Genomic DNA, 2755 nt, shown 5'->3' with positions numbered 1-2755 from the left:
GCTCCAATCAAACCTCCAACACTAGTGCCGACAATAATAGGGAATAATTCTGATATAGATTTACCTGTACGCTCCTCTATCTCAGCTAACACTACTAGCTCAGCTATCCCCTTAACTCCGCCTCCGGACAATGATAATATGCGGTTACTCTTTATAGATTCCGATGTATTATCACGAGTTGTAGTGTCGCCCTTGCTATTCTCTACTATTTCCGGTTTGATATCATCAAATGTTTGTGGTTCGTGTATTACTGTTGTCATATTCTTCTTATTCCTTGTTTTAATATTGGGGCTCGATTATATTTCGTATAATTTAGATTATAAAAACATTTCCTTATCAATGCCTTGTAAAAATATTTCCATTTCATGAGCAATTATTTCTCCGGTAATATTTACTTGAGCGATACTCTGCTCTATATCCTCATGAAATATTCTTTTTGCACTTAAATTCTCTATTTCTGTATTCCATGCCTTTATGGCATTCTTTTTCTTCTCTTCTGCTTGTACAGTATTGCTATTTTCTGTACCACCTGAAACTTGACTTAGCTGTTCTGATAACCATTGATTTAGCTTCATCTCCTCTCTGTTATGGTATGCCATGCCAGCTATGGTCTCCCCTAGCTCATATTTATATTTACTTGGATCTTTTTGTGCTTCGTCAAAAATAGTCTTAGATTTTATTTGTAGTTCTGTAATCTTTGTTTTGTACTCTGCAAGTATTGCTTCCTGTGTTTTAATGCTTGATGACTGACTTAAGTAGTCCGTAGCTATTCTTTCTAGGATTTGATCAAAATCTATCTTTGATTTATTTAGTGATTTGATAATGTGTTCTTTAAGCTCTATAAATTTTGGATTTTCTTGATTTCTTATGTCTTGATTATTTGCTAACTTCTGACTTGTACCAGCTTTAGCTGTTACATCATTTACTGTGTTCTCAGGTGGTATTTTCTTAGACAAAAAGACCTCATGTAACTCAGCTATTTGTGTCTTCTCTTGCTTAACTAATAGTGATAACATAGCACTAGAAATATCATCTGATTCTATCAAGCCCTCCCTTGCCTGTATGATCAATTGTTCATCAGCGTCTATATGATATAATATTAGCGTACTTCCTGCAGGTACAGCATAATGCAAATCCCAATATTTGAATCTTGGGATCTCGGTAATTTTGTACTTTGTAGGGTCTATATTTAAAGTTTTAGCTAGGTTTTCCTTATTTATAGCCTCTACATGGCACAAACGTTCCAACATAGTGTCACTACTGCCATATTCTAGTAATAATGCTTTGGATGCCTCTGTACCTAAAATATTTATCAGTTCATTTTTATTATAAATAACACTAAAATATAAAGGCTTGCCTATTGCATGCCATACATCCTGTACAAAATGGCGACAATCCTTATAACCGATAAAATAGAAATTATCCCTCCAACTTCCATCAATGCAACTCATTGAGAAAGTTATAGCTTTATTATACTCGTCTGTAGTAAGTATTATTCCTTTGGTGTGTACGTATTTTTTGTCTAGTTTTTTTGATATATCTAGCAGCTGATTATGGGTCATATGTTCTTTTTTAGTTGATATTTTACCTGCCCCAATAATGCAACCAAATATACTATCATCTTTAGGATATTTACCAAAAAAGACTGGGGGCTGTTTTCCCTGTACTAAAGATATGTAAAAGTGCCCGCATGTAGGTTCCGAGATCTTATACTGACCTTTCTTGTCCTGTACTATTCTTGCACCCCTATGATGAATTTTTAAAGCGTATATTGTCATATAATTATCCTCCTACTTGTTGGTTCTATACTTAATTAAGTACTATTGCTAAAAGCCAATTATGCAAAGGTTTTCCATAAAAAGGATTCTACTCTAAATATAACAGAAGACATATATGATAAAACCATACTATCTGTTATATACCTCTCTATTAAATATATGCATGCCACCACTATAGCTATAAACCCGTAAGATACTATATGTGCTTTTTTAACATCTCTTATGACTACTTGCTCCTCTAGACCAAAATCGGTGTAAAACATAGACTCTATCCAATATGAACAAAAAAAACATGGGATCAGTAAAATATACAATGTTATATAAAGATAATTTTCGGATTCTTCAGGAAAAATAACTCCCGCCTGTAATATTAATCCAATGACTCTTAATATATTTAGCAATACCGGTGATGTTATGTCCTGATGCAAACTAACCGTTCCAAAGAACCATCCCGCCGGCTCTGTAACTAAATAACGGTATAGCACACAAACTAATGGCACTCCAACAATTGTTGTTACTAGGTTTGCAATCGTACTTCTAAAGAAGATTTTAGATAAGGATATATCTTGCCAATATTTTTTTAACATTAGTGCTTCAATTACAATGACTGCCCCGAGCATTAACCACATCACAGGAGCAATCATCACGAGTGACGGCACTATCACATTTGCATGACATACCGGAGACATGAATACGAGCATACTGACATATACTAGTTTTCTTATTGTCATGATTTCTACCTTTAAATATCCTTTACATACTCCAAGTAATGTTGTTGTATAATCTTATGTGTTAGCGTTGGTGTGCTCAAAGCCGTTACCTTAATGGTCTTTATGCGGTTTGGGTATTTATCAGCTAATGTTCTAAAACCATTATGAATCTTCTTGTAATAATCTAAGTCCTTAATATCAAATCTATTATTTCTCAAATTACTGCTACTATAGTTATCACCATTACAAACTTTTACTCTTTCCATC

At 33.9% G+C, this 2755-nt stretch carries 3 protein-coding genes and 1 pseudogene; all 4 read right to left on the bottom strand.

Annotated features, from left to right (window positions below):
* A partial coding sequence (locus tag KYQ89_RS01750; protein ID WP_218460141.1) for a patatin-like phospholipase family protein occupies positions 1 to 260 on the bottom strand: 260 nt, incomplete at its 3' end.
* A gap of 57 nt (positions 261 to 317) precedes the next feature.
* Positions 318 to 1778: a hypothetical protein gene (locus tag KYQ89_RS01745; protein WP_218460140.1), complete on the bottom strand. Its 1461-nt coding sequence runs from the start codon at positions 1776 to 1778 to the stop codon at positions 318 to 320.
* A 59-nt stretch (positions 1779 to 1837) separates the two neighbouring features.
* Complete coding sequence (locus tag KYQ89_RS01740) at positions 1838 to 2509, bottom strand: hypothetical protein (RefSeq protein ID WP_218460139.1); 672 nt, start codon at positions 2507 to 2509, stop codon at positions 1838 to 1840.
* A gap of 11 nt (positions 2510 to 2520) precedes the next feature.
* Positions 2521 to 2755: pseudogene (locus tag KYQ89_RS01735) on the bottom strand (dTMP kinase); the annotation flags it as partial.

The organism is Rickettsia sp. TH2014 (assembly GCF_019249195.1).
GTDB classification, from domain to species: domain Bacteria; phylum Pseudomonadota; class Alphaproteobacteria; order Rickettsiales; family Rickettsiaceae; genus Rickettsia; species Rickettsia felis.
Note: the sequence above shows the minus strand (reverse complement) of the source record. Positions and strands in the feature narration are given on the sequence as shown.